Source organism: Pelagimonas sp. (assembly GCF_058892305.1).
Genome location: NZ_JBZXVN010000024.1, coordinates 1 through 7,069, shown reverse-complemented (window position 1 = coordinate 7,069; position 7,069 = coordinate 1). Strand labels below are relative to the sequence as shown.

8 protein-coding genes are annotated in these 7,069 nt (G+C 55.2%); 5 read left to right on the top strand and 3 right to left on the bottom strand.

Annotation, left to right across the window (positions count from 1 at the left end):
- Nucleotides 1-31: 31 nt before the first annotated feature.
- Nucleotides 32-1,120 carry a hypothetical protein gene (locus AC5EFR_RS10740; protein ID WP_493575821.1) on the bottom strand — a complete coding sequence of 363 codons (1,089 nt, stop codon included), beginning with the start codon at nucleotides 1,118-1,120 and terminating at the stop codon, nucleotides 32-34.
- A gap of 349 nt (nucleotides 1,121-1,469) precedes the next feature.
- Here AC5EFR_RS10740 and AC5EFR_RS10735 point away from each other — a divergent pair, with 349 nt between their 5' ends.
- Entirely contained in the window at nucleotides 1,470-1,922 is a 453-nt protein-coding gene (locus AC5EFR_RS10735; protein ID WP_493575820.1) for an FAD synthase family protein, read from the top strand.
- 33 nt (nucleotides 1,923-1,955) lie between these two features.
- Here the strand turns inward: AC5EFR_RS10735 and AC5EFR_RS10730 are convergent, their stop codons facing one another.
- A complete protein-coding gene (locus AC5EFR_RS10730; protein ID WP_299929932.1) occupies nucleotides 1,956-2,783 on the bottom strand; it encodes an ABC transporter permease in 828 nt (275 codons plus the stop codon).
- Between the two features lie 112 nt (nucleotides 2,784-2,895).
- Here AC5EFR_RS10730 and AC5EFR_RS10725 point away from each other — a divergent pair, with 112 nt between their 5' ends.
- The 4 genes from AC5EFR_RS10725 (at nucleotide 2,896) to AC5EFR_RS10710 (ending at nucleotide 6,588) form a co-directional block, all read left to right on the top strand.
- Nucleotides 2,896-4,266, top strand: coding sequence for a KpsE/RkpR family capsule polysaccharide export protein (locus AC5EFR_RS10725; RefSeq protein WP_493575819.1), 1,371 nt, complete (start codon nucleotides 2,896-2,898; stop codon nucleotides 4,264-4,266).
- 7 nt (nucleotides 4,267-4,273) lie between these two features.
- Nucleotides 4,274-4,927, top strand: a complete 654-nt coding sequence (locus AC5EFR_RS10720) for an ABC transporter ATP-binding protein (RefSeq protein ID WP_493575818.1) — start codon at nucleotides 4,274-4,276, stop codon at nucleotides 4,925-4,927.
- A 103-nt stretch (nucleotides 4,928-5,030) separates the two neighbouring features.
- Nucleotides 5,031-5,687, top strand: a complete 657-nt coding sequence (locus AC5EFR_RS10715) for a class I SAM-dependent methyltransferase (protein ID WP_493575817.1) — start codon at nucleotides 5,031-5,033, stop codon at nucleotides 5,685-5,687.
- Between the two features lie 82 nt (nucleotides 5,688-5,769).
- Nucleotides 5,770-6,588 (top strand): hypothetical protein, encoded by an 819-nt coding sequence (locus AC5EFR_RS10710; protein ID WP_493575816.1) that lies wholly within the window; start codon nucleotides 5,770-5,772, stop codon nucleotides 6,586-6,588.
- Here AC5EFR_RS10710 and AC5EFR_RS10705 read toward each other — a convergent pair.
- Nucleotides 6,575-7,069 (bottom strand): M10 family metallopeptidase C-terminal domain-containing protein (locus AC5EFR_RS10705; protein WP_493575815.1); only part of this gene is annotated, 495 nt, incomplete at its 5' end. The genes AC5EFR_RS10710 and AC5EFR_RS10705 overlap by 14 nt on opposite strands.

The following is a 7,069-nucleotide window of genomic DNA, read 5'->3' as shown; positions in this document are numbered from 1 at the left end:
GTCGGAAAACGTTTGGGCGGTAAGTCCTAAATCACATCAAGCTGCGCAGCTCGGCCACGATTTTGTCGGCGGCGGGCTGTGCAAAGGGCACCAAAAGCGGCACTAAACCTGTTCTGACCTGTGCCAAAGGATCCTTCCCCTCAAGGATCAGTTCAGCAAACCGCGTTTCTAAGTCAGCCTGATTATCGGCTGTGTAAAAGCCCGCAGCGAGGGTTTGACCAAAGCTGTTTAGTGGGGCGGCATCCACGCGTTCCAACCGGATCAGAGGTGCCTCAGTTGGCAAATATTCCGCGAGGAATGACCCGCTGTCGGTGACCATGGCGTCGGACGAGCGGAAGGTGTCAAAATAGGGGGTATCTTCGAAGAGCGCCGCATTGGGCAGGGCCTGCCATGCGGTGCGATAGGCCTGCCACTCCTGTGCGTTCATCACATGGCTGCGGCTTAGGCCCAATGCCATGTTGGGATGAGGGCGCAGGAGAAAGTCGATCTCTGGGTGGGCTTGCGCGATCTGCAACATGGCCGGGCCGGACCAAGCAAACGTTCCAAGCTGGAGCGACCCTGGCTCTAACGCGTGATGGGGGGCGAAGATGACCCGTTTGCGTTGCGCCTCACCTAGGTTGGGCCATGACAGACACTGATCACGGGGAAGGGCAGGGCGCAGATAGGCGTCAAACTTGGGGTGTCCCGTGACACACATCTTTGGGGGGCGAGGGCCCGCGCTGTGGTTGATGGCATCGACATGGGCTTGTGTGGGCAAGAAGTAGCGCCACAAAAACGGGTGGAAGTCTGGTAATCCAAATTGCATCTGATCGTTTTTGATGACGGCCATGCCGTAGTGGACATAGGCGGTGCGTACGCGACCGGCCAAACGCCGAGGAAGATCCTGCATGCCCCAGGGTTGCTGAACAAAGACAATATCGCAATTGATCGCGTCGGGGGGGATTTGGCGATCCGTTGGCGAGTGGTACAAGTCGCCCCAAATAGACCCGATTTCGGCGAAAAATGCCCGTATTTGGCGATACTCTTCCTGTCGTGCGCTGCGAGGCAGTCGGAGATGGACGTCGGACAGCGTCGGATAAAAACCAACGTCAAACGCCGGATCGGATTGGAGGTGTTCCAAGAGCGACCCCAACCCCCATTTTGCGGGTTCGCAGACGACAAACCCAATGCGCAGGCGTGTCTTCCCTTTCAGGGAAGGGGGGGAGGCCGGCGGAATATGGGGGCGAAACCGATCTGCCAACCGCCAGCGATATCGGCGAAGTAAGGCTCTAACCCGGCTAACAGTGACTGTGTCACCCCAAGATGGGACTGGCATGGCGGGGGGGTGGGGCACGTTTGCTCTCGGACTTGGTTCCCCCGCTCTATAGCAAAGCTCTGCTGCAATGCCTACGGATGGGTTGCATATGGTTGTTTTCGCGGTGCATCTACGGGACACTCTTTTGTGTGATGCGCGACAGTCAGGACTTGTGATGCCCTCTGATAAACAGCCCGCCAGCGGCCCTGCGGTGATTGGCTATACAACTGGCGTATATGATATGTTTCATATCGGCCATCTGAACCTGTTGCTGCGTGCCCGAGAGCAATGTGACCATCTGATTGTTGGTGTCACGACCGATGCCCTTGCTCAGGCGCGCAAAGGGCAGGCTCCTGTTATCCCTCAGGCCGATCGTATGGCTATTGTTGGGGCATTGGCGTGCGTTGATACGGTGGTCGAACAGCAGGACATGGACAAATATGCGGCCTGGCAGAAGCTGGGCTTTCACCGCATGTTCGTGGGGGACGATTGGAAAGGTCACCCCAAATGGGTCGCTCTGGAAGACGCGCTTGCCCCGCATGGCGTTGAGATCGTCTATTTCCCCTATACCGCTCATGTCTCGACCACGCGGCTGCGCAACTCGGTAGACCCCGATACCGGAACCTAGAGTTTAGGCTCTGTTTCGCTGCAAAACGCGGATTTACTTGTTCAGAAGGTCACGGTGATATTGCCGAAGCAGCAAAAGCCCGGCGAGCAATGGCGCGATGATCCAAATCCCGAGGTAAAGCCAAGATATATACGTCGGATGGTAGAGGGGGTAAAACCCATCTCGCATGATGCCGGTGATGTGTAGAATTGGATTGTACCACAAGACGTCTTGCCCAACGCGGGGCAGATCTTCGTAGATAAAGATCACCCCTGAGATCAGGAACATGGGGCGTGTGCTGATGGCCCACACCTGTTCCCAGACGGGAATACGCTGAAACAGGTAGCAATTAAGCATGCCAACCGAGAGCCCCATCAGGGCCGCGAGGGTCATCGCCAAGAAGATATCGACGAAATCCAGAACGGTTCGAATTTCTTCAAAGTGGATGATGCCCGTCAGGATGATGGCGGTGACCAAGGTGGTGACCAAAATGTTGAGAAAGAACCGCGCAAGCACAGCATCGAGCCACGTCACCCGAGGATAAAACAGCAAGGCGCGGGAGAATTTCATCGCCCGGCCGACTTGATTGGCAGTGATCAAAAACATCTGCAACACCAAAAAACCGGTGGCCTTGAACAAAAAGAAACTGGTGCCAAGGGTCGGCGTTTTGGCGACCAGAGACCAGGCAAACCCCAAAATGATAATCATGCCGACGGGTTCAAGCAGCGCCCAAATATACCCGCCGGGTGTGCGACCATATCGGGTCGACATTTCACGCAGGATTAGAGCCGATATGGAGCGCGCGGCTTCGCCAAATAGGCTGCGCTTGGCGATAGGTGTCGGGAAGGGGCGCGTGGGATGCCCATCGGCAGAGGATGTCATGGACAGATACCTTTGGACTGGCGTTTATACGGGTCTCTTTGTAACCAATGTCATTGGTAATGACGGAAAAACCGGTTAAGTTGTGTCGCAAAACACTATTAAAGGCAAGGGTATGAGCAACATAGACGACGATCCCTATGGCCTGAACACCCGTGAAACGAAAGCGTTGCGCGAACGTGCGTTGCAAAACAAGAGTTTTGCAACCGAGGAAGAGCGCCTTGAATATATCAAGTCATGGAATGACAAGCTCATTGCTAAAAAGGAGAGAGGGCGCGCCCTGAGGCAGGCGGAAACTGAGGCTATTCGGGCCGAGGCGGCGCGTGCAGATTTGGCTCAGGCTGTTGCGACTGTCCCGCCTGTGGCCAGTCCGGTTTTTGTTCGCAAGCGTCACTGGGGCCTGTTGTTTAGCCTCTTGCTGTTGGTCATAGCCCCGATTGTCTTGTCTGGGGCCTACCTCTTTAGCATGGCAGAGGATCAATATGCCTCGACCACTGGTTTCACGGTTCGCAGCGATGAAACCAGCTCGGCCACCGAGCTTTTGGGCGGGCTGACCCAAATTGTGGGCAGCAGCAATGGCGGCAACTCTGACGTGCTGTTTGAATTCATCCAAAGTCAGGAAATCGTACAAAGCATCGACGACAAGATTGGCCTCTTTGAGCATTACTCCGCTGACTGGGAGGTCGATCCGGTTTTCTCGCTTTGGCCGGAGGCGACGGTCGAAGATTTGCTGTGGTTTTGGAAGCGGATGGTGCGCATCACCTATGACAAAGGCTCTGGGTTGCTCATGGTTGAGGTCCGCGCCCGTGATCCCGAAACCGCGCAGAATATCGCAGCCCTTGTCGTGGCTGAAAGTGAAGCCATGATCAACACGCTCAATGAAACTGCGCGTCGTGATAGTATGGCCACGGCACAACTTGAGCTGGATGAGGCTCTGAGACGGCTCATCACCGCGCGGGAGGCTCTGGCTGGGTTTCGCGCTCGGACACAAATTCTAGACCCATTGGCGGATATTCAAGGCCGTATGGGGGTGTTGAATAGCTTGCAGCAGCAATTGGCCGAGGTTCTGGTTGATCATGACCTGTTGGTTCAAAGCACAACCGCCACGGACCCCCGTGTGGTGCAAGCGCGCCAGAAAATCGATGCGATCGAGGAGCGTATCGCAGAGGAACGCCAAAACTTTGCCGCCAAAAATGTGACCGTCGATAACACCGACTATCCCGCGCTTTTGGCGCAATACGAAGGGTTGCAGGTTGAACGAGAGTTTGCTGAACAGACCTACCGTGCGGCCCTGACGGCGATGGATGCGGCGCGGTCGAATGCGGCGCGTCAGCATCTTTATCTCGCAACCTTTGTACGCCCAACCCTTGCCGAACGCGCCGAATATCCGCGGAGAGTGTTGCTTTTGGCTTTGGCGGCGTTCTTTGCAATGGCGGCTTGGGCTATTTTGGCACTGGTTTATTATAGCCTCCGGGACCGAGGATGATCACCCGATGATTCACTTCGAAAACCTCTCCAAAGGGTTTTGGGTGCGGGGGGAGTACCGGCAGGTGATTTCAAACCTGTCGATGTCATTGCCCCCCGGCAAAGCCTTGGGCTTGCTTGGGCACAACGGTGCGGGCAAATCAACGCTGTTGCAGATGATTGCCGGCACGATGCAGCCCTCTTCTGGGCGGGTGGTGCGTGAGGGGCGCATGTCTTGGCCAATTGGCGGGGCCAATTCGTTTCACCGCGATCTAACCGGTTTGCAAAACACCCGGTTTCTGGCGCGCACATATGGGGTGGATAGTGACGAACTTGTTGATTTTGTAAAGGATTTTGCAGAGATAGGCCGGCATTTTGACATGCCGCTACGCAGTTATTCATCTGGTATGCGGTCGCGATTGGCCTTTGGGGTGGCGATGGGAATTCCCTTTGACAGCTATCTGATTGATGAAGTCACGGCCGTTGGGGATGCGCGTTTCAAACGCAAAAGCCGGGCGGTGTTTCAGGCGCGTATGGCCGGGGCAGGGGCCATTATGGTGAGCCACTCCATGAGTGAAATGCGCAATTTCTGCGAGAGCGGCTTGTTATTGAACGCGGGTCGGCTTGAGTATCACGAAGACATTCACACCGCCATTGCCCGACATGAGGCTTTGATGGCCTAGCCTGCCTTACCTTTGATGTGAACATGGCATCCTTGTCGCCTTGAACCCTCTGTGGACGTCCAGTAGGTCTTGGGAAACGGGATGACTAAAGGCGATGTGAAGAATGAAACCCATATGTGAACAGATCTTTGGGTTTGACCCCTATGACGGCTTTGACCCCAATTGGGCCGAACCTGATTTACAGGGGTGGGGATCGGAGCATGGCATTTTCTCAAACTCCATCAAAAAAACCAAACCCAAGTTGATTGTCGAAGTTGGCACCTGGAAGGGGGCTTCGGCTATTCATATGGGCAAGCTGTGTCGTGATCTGGGATATGATGCTGAAATCGTATGTGTCGACACCTGGCTTGGATCCGCCAGCAATTTTGTGAACACCGGCACCGAAAGCCATGCTCAGCGCTTTGACTCTATGCGCTTTGTGAATGGCTACCCGATGTTGTATTATACGTTTATGCGCAATGTGGTTGATGCTGGCCTTCAGGCTATGATCACCCCCTTGCCACAGACATCGGAACATGGGGCCAAGGTGCTGCGCCATTATCGCGCCAAAGCGGACATTGTGTATTTGGATGCCGCGCGTGAAAAAGACCCTGTGCTGCAAGATCTTTTGGGGTATTGGCCGATTGTGCGCAAAGGCGGTCTTTTGGTTGGCAACGACTACAAGAACCCACAGGTGCAAGAAGCGGTCAAAGCCTTTGGTGAGCAGATGGGTGTAACGCCAGAGGTCCTTGGGGGCAAATACCGCTTTGTTAAGCCGTAACAGGACACGCAGACTTCGCCGCAAATTGGGGAGATCCCGACTGTGGAGGATAATTAGCCCCCCAAAGTATCGTGTTTTGTTTTTGGGGAATTCGCATGTTGCGGCCTTGTATCAAGGGTGGCTGGAAATTGCGCCTGAGTTCAAAGACATCAATCCATCGTTTTTCGCGGCCAATTCATCCTTGTTCAACTCCTTGGAAATGTCGGAAAACCGGGTGTTTGGCGTCCATGACCCCAAATTGTATTCGCGCAAGAACCTTCGGTTTTTGGACCAAGTGTTTGGGGAACGCCGGATCGACCTCAAGATGTTTGATCAGATCGTTGTGGTGGGGCGTAGCTCGCATGAGGTTGATTTCCTCAGTCAGTTTGAACGGTTCAGCATTGATGGTGTTTGTGACGGTGGGACTGGGCGTGAGGGCCCAAAAGGGAACGTGCCACGTTTGTCTCAAGCGGCCTTTGACGCCTTTTGCACCGAGATTGCCCGCAAGCGGTTGCCAGACCCGTGCTGGTGGAACTGGACAACCCCAAAGGTTGCTTTTTTGCCGCCACCTGTGCCGCGGGCCGATTGCCCTGAAACGGATGATAGGTATGGCGCTTGGGCTCGCTTTGGGGCGAATCCGGGAATCGACCTAGCGTTTTTGAAACTCTATCGGGCCCATGTGGCGCGGCTCTATGCCAGCCATGGGATCACGTTTTTGTCGCCTCCTGACGATGTTTATGATGCCAGTGGGCTGACCAAAGTTGAGTTTGGTGACGACCCAGAGCGGCTTCATCCAAGGGCAGGGGCTTTTGACAGCGATGATTTCCATCACATGAACACGCGGTATGGCGTGATTGTACTGCGTGATGTTTTACAAACACTGCAAACCAGCAGGCGGGACGGCGCTCTTAGCTCAGAATGAAATCCCCTGCCGTTAGGCTTGAAACGCCGAGTAATTCAATGCTGACATCCGCTGTGCCTGATCCGTCGAGATCGACCTGCACAAGGTTCTGGTCTCGATCATACCAAACCTGGCCGGCTCTGCCGGTGCTGGTTGTGACAAAGACCAGATCGTCATGCAGGTCGCTGAGGTCCAAATGGTCGGACCCGCGTTGAAAGTCGGTGATCTGATCGTGGCCAGAGCCGTTGGGGCTGTCGCTCTCGGAACGCCAGACAAAGGTATCGGCATCCGCGCCGCCGGTCATGATGTCCCGACCGGTACCGCCAATGATACGGTCGTTGCCGCTGCCTCCTGATAGCCGGTCCTGTCCACTACCACCGGTCAGCGTATCATTGCCTGCATTGCCATAAAGCGTGTCATTGCCGCTGTCGCCGCGCAGGCTGTCGTGACCTGCCGCACTTGCCAAAAGGTCATGACCACTGCCGCCAAACATCGTGTCACG

What these genes read in the sequence shown, in the direction of transcription:
- AC5EFR_RS10735 (WP_493575820.1), top strand. Translation starts at nt 1,470, where the DNA reads ATGCCCTCTGATAAACAGCCCGCCAGCGGCCCTGCGGTGATTGGCTAT.
- AC5EFR_RS10730 (WP_299929932.1), bottom strand. Translation starts at nt 2,783, where the DNA reads ATGACATCCTCTGCCGATGGGCATCCCACGCGCCCCTTCCCGACACCT.
- AC5EFR_RS10725 (WP_493575819.1), top strand. Translation starts at nt 2,896, where the DNA reads ATGAGCAACATAGACGACGATCCCTATGGCCTGAACACCCGTGAAACG.
- AC5EFR_RS10720 (WP_493575818.1), top strand. Translation starts at nt 4,274, where the DNA reads ATGATTCACTTCGAAAACCTCTCCAAAGGGTTTTGGGTGCGGGGGGAG.
- AC5EFR_RS10715 (WP_493575817.1), top strand. Translation starts at nt 5,031, where the DNA reads ATGAAACCCATATGTGAACAGATCTTTGGGTTTGACCCCTATGACGGC.